Origin of the sequence: Stappia sp., from assembly GCF_965276915.1 — a bacterium.
Classification (GTDB): domain Bacteria; phylum Pseudomonadota; class Alphaproteobacteria; order Rhizobiales; family Stappiaceae; genus Stappia.
In genome coordinates this window covers 14297-29203 of the sequence record NZ_OZ255709.1, presented here as the reverse complement: position 1 = coordinate 29203, position 14907 = coordinate 14297, and the positions used below count along the sequence as shown (strand labels likewise).

10 protein-coding genes and 1 tRNA gene are annotated in these 14907 nt (G+C 66.1%); 7 read left to right on the top strand and 4 right to left on the bottom strand.

Annotation, left to right across the window (positions count from 1 at the left end; genetic code table 11):
* The first annotated feature begins 20 nt into the window (after positions 1-20).
* Positions 21-1307 (top strand): amidase family protein, encoded by a 1287-nt coding sequence (locus tag ACQY46_RS00110; protein ID WP_428698306.1) that lies wholly within the window; start codon positions 21-23, stop codon positions 1305-1307.
* Here the strand turns inward: ACQY46_RS00110 and ACQY46_RS00105 are convergent.
* From ACQY46_RS00105 to ACQY46_RS00095, 3 genes are all read right to left on the bottom strand, one after another.
* Positions 1304-2527 (bottom strand): mandelate racemase/muconate lactonizing enzyme family protein, encoded by a 1224-nt coding sequence (locus ACQY46_RS00105; RefSeq protein WP_428698305.1) that lies wholly within the window; start codon positions 2525-2527, stop codon positions 1304-1306. The genes ACQY46_RS00110 and ACQY46_RS00105 overlap by 4 nt on opposite strands.
* Before the next feature lie 126 nt (positions 2528-2653).
* Entirely contained in the window at positions 2654-3940 is a 1287-nt protein-coding gene (locus tag ACQY46_RS00100; RefSeq protein WP_428698304.1) for a UDP-N-acetylglucosamine 1-carboxyvinyltransferase, read from the bottom strand.
* Between the two features lie 103 nt (positions 3941-4043).
* Positions 4044-4805, bottom strand: coding sequence for a DeoR/GlpR family DNA-binding transcription regulator (locus tag ACQY46_RS00095; protein WP_428698303.1), 762 nt, complete (start codon positions 4803-4805; stop codon positions 4044-4046).
* Between the two features lie 225 nt (positions 4806-5030).
* Here ACQY46_RS00095 and ACQY46_RS00090 point away from each other — a divergent pair, with 225 nt between their 5' ends.
* The 5 genes from ACQY46_RS00090 (at position 5031) to ACQY46_RS00070 (ending at position 12617) form a co-directional block, all read left to right on the top strand.
* Positions 5031-5990, top strand: coding sequence for an ABC transporter substrate-binding protein (locus ACQY46_RS00090; protein ID WP_428698302.1), 960 nt, complete (start codon positions 5031-5033; stop codon positions 5988-5990).
* Between the two features lie 144 nt (positions 5991-6134).
* Positions 6135-7196 (top strand): quaternary amine ABC transporter ATP-binding protein, encoded by a 1062-nt coding sequence (locus ACQY46_RS00085; RefSeq protein WP_428698301.1) that lies wholly within the window; start codon positions 6135-6137, stop codon positions 7194-7196.
* 3 nt (positions 7197-7199) lie between these two features.
* Positions 7200-9269, top strand: a complete 2070-nt coding sequence (locus ACQY46_RS00080; RefSeq protein ID WP_428698300.1) for an ABC transporter permease — start codon at positions 7200-7202, stop codon at positions 9267-9269.
* Positions 9266-10168, top strand: a complete 903-nt coding sequence (locus ACQY46_RS00075) for a phosphotransferase (RefSeq protein ID WP_428698299.1) — start codon at positions 9266-9268, stop codon at positions 10166-10168. The genes ACQY46_RS00080 and ACQY46_RS00075 overlap by 4 nt, the downstream gene beginning before the upstream one ends.
* Before the next feature lie 4 nt (positions 10169-10172).
* On the top strand, positions 10173-12617 hold the full coding sequence (locus ACQY46_RS00070) for a GcvT family protein (RefSeq protein WP_428698298.1): 2445 nt from the start codon (positions 10173-10175) through the stop codon (positions 12615-12617).
* 19 nt (positions 12618-12636) lie between these two features.
* Here the strand turns inward: ACQY46_RS00070 and ACQY46_RS00065 are convergent, their stop codons facing one another.
* Positions 12637-14379 (bottom strand): cyclic peptide export ABC transporter, encoded by a 1743-nt coding sequence (locus ACQY46_RS00065; RefSeq protein ID WP_428698297.1) that lies wholly within the window; start codon positions 14377-14379, stop codon positions 12637-12639.
* A gap of 287 nt (positions 14380-14666) precedes the next feature.
* Between ACQY46_RS00065 and ACQY46_RS00060 the strand changes: the two genes are divergently transcribed.
* A tRNA-Met gene (locus ACQY46_RS00060) sits at positions 14667-14743 on the top strand.
* The last annotated feature ends 164 nt before the right edge of the window (positions 14744-14907 follow it).

Genomic DNA, 14907 nt, shown 5'->3' with positions numbered 1-14907 from the left:
TGCAAAGGTGAGGAAAGCGCATGGGTGAGATTGTCGAGAAGGCACGGGCCGCGATCGGCCGGGTCGAGGCGCTGGGCGATGCGGCCGACGTGCTTTTTACCGAGTTCACACCAGAGCGCATCCTCGCCGCCGCCGAAGAGGCGCAAGCGCGCGTCGAGGCCGCTGTTCGCCCGCTGCCGCTTGCCGGTCTGCTCGTCTCGGTGAAGGACCTTTACGACGAGGCCGGACAGCGCACGAGCGCCGCCTCGCGGATCCTGCTCGATCGCGAGCCGGCAAGCGCCGACTGTCCCGTCGTCGCCCGGATCAAGGCGGCCGGCGGCGTGCCGTTCGGCCGTACCACGATGAGCGAGCTGGCCTATTCCGGGGTCGGCCTCAACCCCCATTACGGCACGCCGTCCAACGTCTTCGAGGAAGGCGGCATTCCAGGCGGCTCGACGTCGGGTGGAGCCGTCACCGTGGCGCTCGGGCTTTGCGATCTGGCGCTTGGCACCGACACGGGCGGGTCCGTCCGCATCCCGGCGGCGATCAACGGCCTTTACGGCCACAAGCCGAGCCAGGACAAGGTGCCGCTCGACGGCGTTCACCCGCTCGCGATGTCCTTCGATTCCTGCGGGCCGCTGGCACGCGACTTCGCCACCATGCTCTCCGCCTACCAGGTGATGAGCAACGGTGATGCGCTGTCTGTCGAGGTGCCGACCGCCCCGCTGCGTCTGGCCGTTCCGCAAGGTGCCTTCACCAACGACCTGGACGACTGGTCGCGGGGGCACTTTCTGGCGGCATGCGCGGACCTGGAAGCGAGCGGCCATGAACTTGTTCCACTCGATCTCGAGTTCCTGCATGCCGCCCTCGGGCTGAACAGGATCCTCGTCTCTGCGGAGGCGCACGCGCTTTATCATGACGAGCTCGATCGCCTTGCGACCATGGGCGATCCGCGCGTTCTGGCGCGCATCCGGTTCCGGGAAACGCTGAGCGACGAGGATGTCGCCGAAGCAAGGGCTGCGCGGGTCGAACTGATTGCCCGGGTTGCCGAGGCGCTCTCGGGCTTCGATGCGTTGATCGCCCCGACATTGCAGATCCGCCCGCCGAAGATCGCCGAGGCGGAGGCCGATTTCGACCGGATCAACGCGGCGATGCTGCGCAACACCTCGCTGCTGAACCTTGCCGATGCCTGCGCAATGACATTGCCGACACGGCGTGCGGGAGAAGGCCGTCCCGGCGCGCTGATGATCGGCGGCGCCAAGGGCATGGACGCGCGGGTGCTGTCGGTCGGTGCGCGGATCGACCGGGACTTGAACGGCGCGGGCTAACCGGTCGGGGGGAAACGCGCGTCGCGCACCGGGTCGACGGGCGTCTGGGTCATTTCCAGATGCAGGGCGTCGCCGGTCCAGGGGTGCGCACCGGCGACGTCCTCGTCGAGTTCGACGCCGAGGCCGGGGGCATCCGGCACCACGACATAGCCGTTCTCCCAGCGAAGCGGGCTCTTCAGCAGACTGGCATGGAACCCGTCGAAGCGCCGGATCGATTCCAGGATCAGGAAATTCGGCGTGCAAGCCGACAGCTGGATGTTCGCCGCCGCCACGATCGGCCCGCAATAAAGATGCGGAGCGATTTGTGCGTGGTAGGCCTCGGCCATGCCGGCGATCTTCTTCGCCTCCAGAATGCCGCCGACACGGCCGAGGTTCATCTGCAGGATCGAGGCGGCGCCGGATCGCAGGACACGAGCGAATTCCCACTTGGTGCAAAGCCGCTCGCCGGTGGCAACCGGAATGGAGGTGGTGGCTGCGACCCCGGCCATGTGCTCGGGCATGTCCGGCGGCACCGGCTCCTCGAACCAGAGCGGGTCATAGGGTTCGAGACGTTTCGCCAGACGGCGCGCGCCAGACGGGGTGAACTGGCCGTGGGTGCCGAACAGCAGGTCGGCGCGGTTGCCGACCGCCTCGCGGATCCGCGCGCAAAAGCGGACGGAGCGGTCGATGTCATCCAGCGTCGGCTGGTGCCCGCCAAAGACCGAATAGGGCCCGGCCGGGTCGAATTTCACCGCCGTGAAGCCCTCCTCGACATAGGCGGCGGCGCGTTCGGCCGAACGGTCGGCGTCGGCGTAGAAGGCGACGTGGTCCTCGTCGCCTTGCGGGTAGAGATATGTGTAGCTGCGCAGCCGCTCGTGCACCTTGCCGCCGAGCAAGGCGTGGACCGGCTTGTCCAGTGCCTTGCCGACGATGTCCCACATCGCCATTTCGAGGCCGCTTGTCACGCCCATCACCGACGGATCGGGGCGCTGCGAGAAACCCGAGCCATGGGCCTTGCGGAAGAAGACCTCGATGGCGAAGGGATCGGCTCCCTCCAGATAGCGGACGAAGAAGTCCTCCGCCATGCACGTAACGGCTGCGGGGCCGAACGTGGCGTTGTAGATCTCGCCGTAGCCGACGATGCCGCATTCGGTGGCAAGCTTCACGAAGATGAAATAACGCCCGCCGAAGCCCGGTGGCGGGTTCCCGACAACGAAGGTCTCCAGACTGGCGAGTTTCATCTGCTGTGTTCCTCCGGCGCGGTTGACGGGCGCGGTGTTGTGTCCGCGCCCGAAGGCTAACCGAGCCGACGCCCCGGGTCAGCCATTGTCATGCGACCTGGAATGTCGCGGTGCCGGCAGCCGGGATCAGGTCCAGTGAACGCGGGCGCCGAGTTCCGTGAGCTTTTCCACGAAACGCGGATGGGCGCGGCGGATCGGATCGGCGTTCTTGATCAGCGACTGTCCCTCGACCTGGATCGCCGCAAGGAAAAGACCAAGCACGACGCGGATGATATAGGGGGCCTCGACGATCGCCGGGCGAAGCTGGTTTCCGCCAAAGACGATCAGCCGGTGCGGGTCCGACAGCTGTACGCGGGCGCCGAATTTCGCCAGTTCCGAACTCCAGCCGAGCGCACCCTCGTAGATCTTGTTCCAGAACATGATCTCGCTGTTGCAGCCGACGGCGACACCGATGGCCTGCGGCAACAGGTCGGCGGGAAAATAGGGCCACGGTGCGGCCTCGATCTTCGGCAGCATCTCGCGGGTATAGGGCTTCGAGATTTCGCGGGTCCAGCCGACCACGGTGATCGCGTCGTCGGCGACCTCGAACTGCAGGCCGAGCTTGGCGAACTGGCGCAGGATCAGCGTCATGTGAGGGGTGACGTCGGTCTTCACCGTCAACCGGCCGCCGGTGACGCCGCCGATGGCAAGGAAGGTCGCCACCTCGTGATGGTCATCGGGCACCCGCACGCGTGTTCCGCCGAGCCGTTCGACGCCGGTGATCGACAGCCGCGACGTGCCGAGACCGTCGATCCGGGCGCCCATGGCGCGCAGCATCTCGCAGAGCGCCTGGACATGCGGTTCGGAGGCCGCGTTCATCAGGACCGATGTGCCGGCAGCGGTTGCCGCCATCATGGCGAAGGTCTCCGTCGCGGTGACGGAGGCGTAGTCGGCCCAGATCTCCTGGCCCTCGAGCTTTGCTTCACGACGGATGTCGTAAGGATGCGTGGCGACGATGCAGGCCCCGAACTGCTCGAGGATCTCAAGATGCGGATCGATCTCGCGCAGGCCCAGGGCGCAGCCCTTGGCATCGGTGTCGAATGTCAGCGTGCCGGTGCGCACCATGACGGGCGCGAGCAGCAGGACGGCCGAGCGGATGCCGAGCGGCAGGTCGGCGCTGGCCGTGCGGAAGGCATCGAAATCGTGCCGGATCGTCAGCGTCGCGCCATCGTCGGCACGCGCCACCGTGGAGCCCATGCTTTCGAAATAGGCGATGATCTTGGCGACGTCGCTGATCTCGGGAACGTTTTCCAGCGTCACCGGCTCGTCGGTGAGCAGGGTGGCGCAGAGCATCGGCAAGACGGCATTCTTGTTGCCCGACGGAGTGACGGTGCCCGAGATCGGGTGTCCGCCATCGACGAAGAGGTCGGCCATGGGAAAATTGCCTCCGGATGGAAGGGGCTGGATCGTGGTCCGTTACCTACTGGAGAATCCGGCCGGCGGCAAACGGCAGTTGCGGGGCGCCGGCGTGGCCGGATCAGGGCGCGATTTCAAGCTGGGTGCCTGCCGCCTGCAGGCGCTCGGCGATCTCGGGCGGCGGGGCACGGTCGGTGACGAGCCGGTCGACCTCCGAAAAACCGGCAACCCGTACGAGGGCGCGCCGGTTGAACTTGCTGTGGTCGGTGATCACCGTCCGGGTCTCGCCGCATCCCAGAATGGTTCGGGCGAAATCGGCCTCGGCAAGATGATAGTCCATCAGCCCGCCGACCGGATCGACCGCTGAGATCGAGATCACGACATGGCGGACACGGAATGCCTGGACGAACTCGATGGCTGATCGCCCGAAGGCGGCGCCATTGTCGCCATGCAACTCGCCGCCGGCCATGTAGACCCGGTTGCCGTTCACCGTCGCCAGCGTCCTGGCCACGTCGGAGGAGTTGGTGACGATCGTCAGTCCGGACTTGCCGCGCAACTCGCGCGCCAGGACGCTGGTGGTGGTGCCGGTATCCATCATCACGCTGTCGCCGTCGCCGATGCCGGAGGCGACATGCCGGGCAATGCGGAGCTTGGCCTCGAAGTTCTCGCGCATGCGCCGTTCGAAGGGTGCCTCCATGTCCTGGCGGGCGAGGCCGATCAGCCCGTGCGACTTGACGATCTCTCCGGCTTCGGCAAGCGGGCGGATGTCCCGGCGGATCGTTTCCAGCGAGACGTCAAGCTCCGTGGCAAGGTCCGATATGCGGACGCTGCCGGATTGTCTGGCGCGCTCGAGTATGAGGGTCTGACGTTTGTTGAATGCCATGACGTGTCGCTGCTTGGGGATTGAAGGTGTTGGTATTGTGTGAGGTATTTGTGGTGAAATCCAGTTCGAAACATCATAATGCCACATATAAAATCGCGATTGCCAATTTTTAGCCTCGTCCGGATTGACAGTGTGAGGAAACGAGTGCGACGATCCCTCGACGGCGCTGCAAGATCCGGCAAGGACATGCGCTGCCTCCAGAGCGCAATACAGAGGGAACCAGCCATGACACATGTCCGCCCGGCGGCAGCTATCCTGTCCGCCCTGTTGGTCGCCACCACGCTTTCCGGCGCCCCCGCGCTGTCAGCGGAGAACGACGACCCGATCCGCCTGACGCTGCACGACTGGACCGGCCAGCTCATCACCACGCGCATCATGGGCGAGGTGCTGCAGAAGGCCGGCTACAACATCGAATATGTCCAGGCCGACTACATCGCCCAGTTCGCTGGACTGAAAACCGGCGACCTGCATGTCGCCATGGAGATCTGGGAGACCACGGGGCGCGATGCCCTGGACGAGGCGACGGCAACCGGAAAGGTCGAGAACCTCGGCGACAGCGGCATGCTGGCGGTCGAGGAATGGTGGTATCCGAGCTACATGAAAGAGTTGTGCCCGGGGCTGCCGAGCTGGGAGGCGCTGAAGAGCGATGCCTGTGCCGAGGCCTTCGCCACGGCCGAGACCTCGCCCAAGGGGCGCTACCTTGGCGCGCCGGTGACCTGGGGCGGCTATGACGACGAACGCGTCGAGGCCCTGGACCTGCCGTTCGAGGTGGTGCATGCGGGCACCGACGCTGCGCTCTTCGCCGAGCTTGAATCCGCCTACCAGCGCAAGGCGCCGGTGCTTCTGTGGGTCTATGCCCCGCACTGGGCGCCGCAGAAATACCAGGGCGAGTGGGTCGAGTTCCCGAAATACGAGAAGGCCTGCTACGAGGATCCGGCCTGGGGATCCAATCCGGACATGGCCTATGATTGCGGCAAGCCGCGCGGCCCGATCTGGAAAGTCGCGTGGTCGGGCGTGAAGGACAAGTGGCCGGGCGCCCACAAGGCGATTTCAGCGTTCTCCGTCGACAATGACGAGATGGGCGGGATGATCACCGAGGTCGATCTTGACGGAAAGAGCGTCGAGGACGTCGTCGCCGGCTGGATGGAGCGCAATACCGATCGCTGGTCCGGCTGGATCAAGTAACCGCGTTTGCCCGACTGGCTGCCGCCGTTTTTCGTCCCCCTTGGCGGCGGCAGCCGTTTTTCCCGGAAACCCTTCATCTGCCTGCCTGCGTCGTCTGCTTTTTTCGGCCTCCCCGGCAAGCCTCCAGTTCGTGAACCACGCCAGATGACCCAGTCTCCATCCGTGACCGCAGAACAGGTTCCGTCCGCCGCAGGCGCGGCACCGAAGCTCGAGTGCCGCTCGGTCTGGAAGCTTTTCGGAGCGGGGAGCGGGTCCTATTCCGTCGATGCGCCGGATGCGGCGGACAATGCGGCGCTCGCCCGTGCCGGCCTTGTCGGGGCGGTGCGAAGGGTCAACCTCGGTGTCCGGGAAGGAGAGATCTTCGTCATCATGGGTCTTTCCGGGTCCGGAAAGTCGACGCTGGTGCGCTGCCTGTCGCGGCTGGTGGAGCCAACCAGCGGCGAAATCCTGTTCAACGGCGAGAACCTGCTCGACGCCAGCCCGAAGCGGATGATCGAGATCCGCCGGCACCATATGGGCATGGTCTTCCAGCATTTCGCGCTTCTTCCCCACATGAGCGTGCTTGGCAATGTCGCCTTTCCGCTCGAGGTGCAGGGCGTACCGCGCGCGGAACGCGAGGCACGGGCCCGCAGGATGATCGAGCTTGTCGGGCTCGACGGCCGCGAGGCGTTCTACCCGCGCGAACTTTCAGGCGGACAACAGCAGCGTGTCGGCATTGCCCGCTCGCTCGCCGTCGAGCCGGAACTCTGGTTTCTCGACGAGCCGTTTTCGGCGCTCGACCCGCTCATTCGCCGCGAGATGCAGGACGAGTTCATCCGTCTGCAATCGGTGCTGAGAAAGACCATCGTCTTCATCACCCATGATTTCGACGAGGCGATCCGTCTCGCCGACCGCATCGCCATCATGAAGGATGGCGCGGTGGTGCAGACCGGCACGCCGGAAGATCTCGTGCTGCGGCCGGCCGACGCCTATGTGGCGGAGTTCACCCGCGGCGTCAGCCGGTCCAAGGTGGTGCGGGTCGCCAGCGTGATGCAGCCGGGGGAACCGGCATCGGGCGCCCCGTCGGTGATGGAGAGCGTGCCCGTAGCCGAGGCCGCGCCGCTCTTTGCCGATGGTGTCGAGGAACTGCGCGTGACCGGTCGGGACAAGAGGCCGGTGGGCCGGCTGCCGCGCCAGGCCGTGGCAGATGTCATGATGCTGGGCTGACCCATGAGCGATGTCGCGTCTCAAGCCGGGCGAGTGATCGACGCAGGCGCGGTCCGTGCCGGCACCTCGAACGTCTTCGGCCAAAAGGCCTGGCGCGCTACCTGGGCCGTTGCGCTTGCCGCGTTCGTCATGCTCTGGCTGTTCGGTAAACCTGTCGCGGGATGGGCGTTCGACGTGCCGCGCGCCTGGCGCATCCCTGTCCAGCGCTGGATCAGCGATGCGATGAAATGGCTGGTGGACGATGCCAGCTTCGGCCTCTTCTCGTTCACCGACCTGACGCGCTTTTTGGCGACTCTCGTCGAGGTGCCCTATCGGCTCGTCCTGGGGCTTCTGTCGACCGGGATCATGGATGGCCGGGGCAGTTCCGCGCAGGAGATCCTGCCGCCGCTCTCCTGGCTGGCCGTCATCGGAGTGGTTGCCCTGATGGGGCATTTCGCCGGTGGCCGCCGCCTGGCCTTCATCGTTGGCGGGTGTTTCGCCTTTCTGGCGGTGTTCGGCCAGTGGGACAGCGCGATGGTGACGCTCGCCTCGATCCTGATCGCGGTGCCGATTGGTGTGGTTGGCGGACTTGTGCTCGGTCTTGCCGCCTTCCGCTGGCGCGCCGTGGACGTCGCCCTTCGTCCGTTGCTCGACCTGATGCAGACGGTGCCGGTCTTCGCCTATCTGGTGCCCATCCTGTTCCTGTTCGGCTTCGGCCCGACCTCCGCGATCATCGCCACCATCGTCTATGCCCTGCCGCCGATGACGCGGATCAGCCTGCTGGCGCTCAAGGGCGTGCCGGACGAGGTTCACGAGCTTGGCCGCATGACCGGTTGCTCGCGGCGGCAGATGACCTGGCGCATCCTCGTGCCGAGCGCGATGCCCGGCCTGATGATCGGCGTCAACCAGGTGATTATGCTGTCGCTCAACATGGTCATCATCGCCTCGATGATCGGTGCCGGAGGCCTGGGCTTCGATGTCCTCGCGGCGCTGCGCCGGCTGGATATCGGCGCGGGTTTCGAAGCCGGACTCGCCATCGTGGCGCTTGCCATTGCGCTTGACCGGCTAAGCCAGGCCTTTGCCGCGCGCCGTCCGCGCCACATGGCGGAGGGTGCCGGCGCGACGCACATGCTCGCCCGCCACCCGTATACGATCGCCGGTGTCGCACTGGTCGTCCTATGTGGCCTTGCCGGCCTCGTCGCGGCACCCCTGCAAAGCTATCCCGAGGCCTTACAGGTCTCGACCGGGACGCTTGGCAGTGACGTGGTCGTCTGGATCAACATCAATTTCTTCGACCAGCTCGAGGCGGTGAAAAATGCCCTGCTGCTCAATGTCCTGATCCCGGTGAAGCGCTTTCTGGCCGGCCTGCCGTGGATCGGCGTGGCGGGCCTGCTGGCGTTGGCCGGCTTGCGTCTCGGCGGTTGGCGTCTCGGTCTTCTGGTGGGCATGCTCGCCTGCCTGATTGCCTTCACCGGGCAATGGGAAAAGGCGATGATCACCGTCTATCTCTGCGGCATCTCGGTGGTGATCGCCAGTCTGGTCGGCATCCCCATCGGTATCCTCGCCGCCGGCCGCGAGCGGCTCTGGAAATTCGTGGAGCTCGTTGTCGACACGCTGCAGACACTGCCTTCCTTCGTCTACCTGATGCCGGCCGTCATGCTGTTCCGTGTCGGCGACTTCACCGCGATGATCGCGGTCGTCGCCTACGCGGTGGCCCCGGCGATCCGCTACACCGCCTACGGTCTGCGCCGGGTCGATCCGCAACTGGTCGAGGCCGGCGTGGTGGCGGGCGCCACGCCCTGGCAGCTTCTCACCAAGATCCGGCTGAAGCTGGCCCTGCCGGAGATCCTTCTGGGCGTGAACCAGACAGTCATGCTGGCCTTGTCGATGCTCGTCATCACAGCGCTGGTCGGCACGCGGGACCTTGGCCAGGAGGTCTATATCGCGCTGACCAAGGCGGACACCGGACGCGGTCTTGTCGCCGGTCTCTCGGTCGCTTTCATCGCGATCATCGCGGACAGGCTGATTTCGGCCAGCGCCGACAGGATCCGGGCGCGGCTCGGCCTGCCTGACGGGAAAGGGGGACGCCGATGAGCCGGCCAGCGGAAACCGCGACGCAGGAGGCGCAAGTGGCCGGACTGCCGGTCTGGTCGGGCAAGGTCGCGATCGAGCCGCTGCATGGCGGCCTGTCGAATGCCAGCTTTCTCGTGCGGGACGGCAGCGGGGCCTATGTCGCCCGCCTCGGTCGCGATTTTCCCTTCCACCATGTCGACAGGGCGCGCGAGGCAATGGTGACGCAGGCCGCCGTCGATCTCGGTTTCGCGCCCGAACTGGTCTACAGCGCTCCCGGTGTCATGGTCTCGCGTTTCATCGACGGCCACACGTTCACGGCGCAGGATGTCCGCGCCCGCCGGGACGACGTGGCGGATCTCTTGCGGCGGTTCCACAACGAGATGGGGCGCCAGGTCCGTGGGTCCGGCTTCATCTTCTGGGTCTTTCACGTGATCCGCGACTACGCCCGCACGCTTGACGCGGGCGGTTCGCGGCTTGCCGGCCGGCTGCCGGAGTTCCTGGCAATCGCAGGGGAAATGGAGACCGAGCAGGTGCCGATGCCGATCGTCTTCGGCCATCACGACCTGCTGCCGGCCAATGTCATCGATGACGGCAACCGTCTTTGGCTGATCGACTTCGAATATGCGGGCTTCGGGACCGCGATGTTCGATCTTGCCGGCATCGCTTCCAACGCGGATTTCGGCGAGGACGAGGCGGAAGCGCTTCTGTGTACCTATCTCGGCGACCGGCCGATGCCCGCCTTCATTCGCGCCCATGCCGCCATGCAGGTTGCCTCGCTGCTTCGCGAGACATTGTGGAGCCTCGTCTCCGAACTCCATCTCGACGCTCCGGGCGTCGACTATGTCGCCTACACCGCAGAAACGCTCGCCTCCTATGAGGCGGCGCTCGCCAGCTATCGCCTCCGCTTCGGAAAGGGTTGATCCCATGTCGCTTCCCCAGCATGCCCAGATTGTCGTCATCGGCGGCGGCATCATCGGCTGCTCGACCGCCTATCATCTCGCCCGCGACCACAAGGCCGACGTGCTGCTTCTCGAGCAGGGCAAGCTTACCAGCGGGTCCACCTGGCATGCGGCCGGGCTGGTCGGGCAGTTGCGCTCCTCCGCCTCGATCACCCAGGTGCTCAAGTATTCCGTCGACCTCTACAAGCGGCTCGACGCGGAGACGGGGCTGGAAACCGGCTGGCGCATGACCGGCTGCCTGCGCCTTGCCTGCAACGAGGACCGGTGGACCGAATACCGGCGGCTTGCCACCACGGCGCAGAGTTTCGGCATGGAGATGCATCTTCTGTCGCCGGCCGAGGTCAAGGCGATGTGGCCCCTGATGCGGGTGGATGATCTCGTCGGCGCGAGCTTCCTGCCGACCGACGGTCAGGCAAGTCCCTCCGACATCACCCAGTCTCTGGCCAAGGGTGCCCGCATGCACGGCACGCGGATCGTCGAGGGCGTGCGGGTGACGGGCTTCGCCATGGAAGGCGGGCGCATCACCCATGTGGAGACCGATGCCGGCCGGGTTGCCTGCGACATGGTGGTCAATTGCGCGGGCCAGTGGGCGCGGCAGGTGGGGGCGATGGCAGGTGTCAACGTGCCGCTGCAGCCGGTGAAGCACCAATATGTGATCACCGAACCGATCGAGGGGATCGTGTCCTCGACGCCGACCGTGCGCGATCCGGACAGCCGCACCTATTTCAAGGAGGAGGTCGGGGGACTGGCGATGGGCGGCTACGAACCGGATCCCGTCGCCTGGACGACCGGCGATGTGCCGAACGACTTCCAGTTCCAGCTCTTCGATGACGACTGGGACCATTTCGAGCAGCACCTGGTCAATGCCGTGCACCGGGTTCCGGCGCTGGAGACCACTGGCGTCAAGCAGATGATCAACGGCCCGGAGAGTTTCACGCCGGACGGCAATTTCATCCTGGGCGCGGCGCCCGAATGCGCCAACATGTATGTGGGTGCCGGGTTCAACGCCTTCGGCATCGCATCGGGCGGCGGCGCGGGATGGGTGCTTGCCGAATGGGTGATGAAGGGCGAGGCGCCGCTCGATCTGTGGAGCGTCGACATCCGTCGCTTCTCCAACCTGCACCGCGACCGCGACTGGGTCTGCGAGCGCACGCTGGAAGCCTATGGCAAGCACTACACGATCGGCTTCCCGCACGAGGAGTATGAAAGCGGCCGGCCGCGCATCGTCTCGCCGCTCTACGAGCGGCTCAAGTCGCGTCGCGCCGTCTTCGGTTCGAAGCTCGGCTGGGAGCGGCCCAACTGGTTTGCCCGGAAGGAGGACGAGCCGCGCGACATCTACTCGATGGGCCGGCAGAACTGGTTCGAGGCGGTTGGCGAGGAGCACCGCGCGGTGCGCGAGGCCGTCGGGCTCTTCGACCAGTCGTCCTTCGCCAAGTTCGAGCTCAAGGGCAGGGACGCGGCGGCGGCGCTGGAACGGATCTGCGCCAATCGCGTCGGCAAGGCGCCCGGACGCCTCACCTACACGCAGATGCTGAATTCCCGCGGCGGCATCGAATGCGACCTGACGGTGGCCCGTCTTGCCGATGATCTCTTCTACATCGTCACGGGCACGGGCTTTCGCACCCATGACGGCCAGTGGATCCGCGAGCATATCGGCGCCGGCATGGCGGCCGAACTCACCGACGTCACCGAGGCGTTCGGCACCCTGTCCTTGATGGGGCCGCGCGCCCGCGACGTGCTGTCGGCGGTGGCGCCTGCCGATGATGTCTCGAACGCGGCTTTTCCGTTCGGCCATGTGCGAACCGTCACGATCGCGGGCCACGCCGTCAGGGCGCTGCGCGTCACCTATGTCGGTGAACTGGGTTGGGAGCTGCATATCCCGATCGGCGCGACCGGCGAGGTGTTCGACGCATTGATGGCTGCCGGCGCACCGCACGGCATCCGGCCCGCCGGCTACCGGGCAATCGAATCCCTGCGGCTGGAGAAAGGCTATCGCGCCTGGGGGGCGGACATCACCCCCAATGACAGCCCCTTCGAGGCGGGTCTTGGGTGGGCGGTGAAACTGAAATCGGGCCTGCCCTTCATCGGGCGCGAGGCAGCGGAGCGCGCCGCCAACTCAGTCCCGAAGAAGAAGCTCGCCGCCTTTGTCGTCGAGGATCGCGATATCGTGCTGCTCGGCCGCGAGACGATCCTGCGTGACGGAAAATTTGCCGGCTATCTTTCGAGCGGCGGATTTGGTTACACGCTCGACCGGCCGGTCGGGTATGGCTATGTGCGCAATCCCGACGGCGTTACCGGCGACTATCTCGAGCAAGGGCGCTACGAGCTTGTCGTCGCCAATGAGAGGGTGCCCGCGACCCTGCACACAGGAGCGCTCTACGACCCGGAAAACGCCCGCGTGAAGATGTAGGGAAAAGGGCCGGCCGTCGCTAGCTGGCCGAAATGGCGGCGCTCCGCTGCCTGGTGTCGGAGACGATCCGCCCGGCCTCCATGCGGATCAGCCGGTCGCACTTGTCGAAGCAGTGTTCGTCGTGGGTGACCGCGATGATGAGGTGGCCGTCGCGCGCCATCTGCGGCACCAGCACATCGTAGTAGAGAGCCCGGTGCGCCGGATCCTGATCGGCGGCGAACTCGTCGAGCACGATGATCGGGCGCCGCTCCGCCAGCGCCACGGAGAGCGCCAGCCGGCGCTTCTGGCCGCTGGAGAGCGCCAGCGTGGAAAAGGCGTTGTCCCTGACCTCGACGCGATGGGAGAGATCGAGCTGGTCGAGGCTCGCCGGAATGCGGCCGCGTTCCTGTTCGTCCAGGCCGTAGAGCCGCGAAAACAGGTGAAACTCGCTGAAGACCGCGCTGAACAGGCCCCGATAGGCGTCGAGCCTGTCCGGGGTCACGGGTTCGTCATCGAGCAGGATGCGCCCGGCGTCGGGCTGGCGCAGTCCGGTCAGCAGCGAGATCAGCGTCGACTTGCCGGCGCCGTTGCCGCCGCAGATGAAGACGACTTCTCCCGGTGTCAGCGTCAGGTCGAGCGGACCGACGACGAAGCGGTCATCGCCGCCACCCGGGCTCGTCAGCGTCGTGGTGACACCCTCCAGACGGATGGAGCGGAAGCCCTGCCGCGCCGGGGTCGGCGCTGTGCCGGCCGCCGTGCCGGGAACGGGGCCGGGAACGGGGCCGGGGAGGGCCGGGTGACCTTCCAGCTCCTTCTCCAATCCCTGTATCAGCCGATGCGACACGGCCGCGCGCGAGAAGGACGAGAGGTTGCCCATCACCGTCTCCACCGGGCCGTACGTGAGAAGGACGACGGTCAGGACCTGCAGCACCGTTGCCGGGTCGGTACCGGCCATCAGCGGCAACCCGACGACGACCAGGCAGAGCAGTCCCATCATGACGCCCTGGGCCGTCACGTGGCCGAGGCTGAACAGCCGCTCCGAGCGGATCTTCAGCTCGCGCTCGCGGGCGGCCAGGACGACGATGTCGTCCTGCAGGTCGTCCTTGCGGGCGGTGCGCAGGCGCAGTTCCTTGAAGCCGCGCAGCACGTCGTTGATCCGGTCGAAGAACTGCCACTCGACGCGCGAGGCGGCTTCCGCGTTCTCCTGGGCCGGGGCCTGGGCCAGGACATAGCCGACGCACCCGAGCAGCACCGCAATGAGCGTTGCCAGACCGCTCGGCCAGGACAGATAGAAGAGATAGGGAATGCAGAAGGCGATCAGCAGCATCGCCTCGAGCGACTCGATGAGGTTCACCGAGGCGGAGGAAATCTGGTTCACCTCGTGCGTGACGATGGAATAGATCTTGCCCTGGTCGTTGCGGGCGAAGAAGCCGGCATCGGTGTCGAGCAGCTGACGGCTCAGGCGGGTGCGCAGGCGGCGCTTGGTTGTCAGAACCAGCCGGAAGCTGTTGACGCGCGCCAGGTGGGAGAAGGTCAGCGTGGCGGCGATCGATCCGAAGAGCAGGGCGACGTCGCCGGAGGCGATCGCGGCGCTTGCGGCCAGCGCGTTGATCGAGAAGATCATCCCGGACCGCGTCAGGCTGGCGAGCACCGCATAGACCAGAACCGGCGAGCGGAGCAGGTTGCCGTCGCGCAACAGGAAGCGCAACAGTGCGCCAAGCCCGGTGCGGGCATGTTTCGTTGCCCGCTCAGCCCCTGCCTGCCCGTCCGCCTCGTTACTCACGCAATTGCCCCGTTTGCCATGGAAAGACGTGCCCCGCCCCAAGCCCTGCCTTAGCCGAAAACCGCGTGTGAGGAAACCGCGATCCCGGCGACGAGGTGACACGGCCGGGCGGATGGCGAGCAAAGGCGCGCGAGGCAGGTAAGGGCGTGCGCCGGGGACGCGATGAACGCGACGCAGGCGGGGCTGGGGAGAATGCGCGGGCGGCCGCGCTGGTCACTTGACACACGGCTTCGGCGCCGACTATATCCGGCACACATTCGCGCGGGCGATATGCCTGCTGCCGGATCGGCGGAGTAGCTCAGTTGGTTAGAGCAGCGGAATCATAATCCGCGTGTCGGGGGTTCGAGTCCCTCCTCCGCTACCAACCTCCATAATGAAGTCATAGTGTTGCGCGTCGGGGGCGCGGTGGTCCAAGTCCGCTGCGGCCCTTCGTGAGTTAATTTTTACATTGGGCGCGCAAGCAGCGTGATATATCGACGGTATAGGGCGTCGAAGTTTAAAAATTGACCCACCGGTGGCTTGTGACCT